Below are 427 nucleotides of genomic sequence, written 5' to 3'. Positions count from 1 at the left end.
ACTTATAGTGTAACGGCTCGAAATACTTCAGATCCTACGTGTGTTTCTACAGTTTTATCTGTAACGATTAATGATGTACCAAATGCACCAGCTACACCAACTGCTGATGTAGTTCAACCAACGTGTGAAACACCTAGCGGTAAAATTTCAATTACTTCACCATTAGGTGCAGGATATGAATACAGTATTGATGGTACGAACTATCAGGCTTCAGTAGACTTTATTAACTTAACCTCTGGTACTTATAGTGTAACGGCTCGAAATACTTCAGATCCTACGTGTGTTTCTACAGCTTTATCTGTAACGATTAATGATGTACCAAATGCACCAGCTACACCAACTGCTGATGTAGTTCAACCAACGTGTGCAGTACCTTCAGGTAAAATTTCAATTACAGCTCCACTAGGTGCAGGATTTGAATACAGTA

Annotated in this window: 1 protein-coding gene; it reads left to right on the top strand. The window is 39.1% G+C overall.

What is annotated here, in order from left to right; all coding sequences use genetic code 11:
• A partial coding sequence (locus G3A46_RS14070) for a hypothetical protein (RefSeq protein WP_165150770.1) occupies positions 1–427 on the top strand: 427 nt, incomplete at both ends.

The organism is Aequorivita sp. KMM 9714 (assembly GCF_011065475.1).
Lineage (GTDB): Bacteria > Bacteroidota > Bacteroidia > Flavobacteriales > Flavobacteriaceae > Aequorivita > Aequorivita sinensis.
Note: the sequence above shows the minus strand (reverse complement) of the source record. Positions and strands in the feature narration are given on the sequence as shown.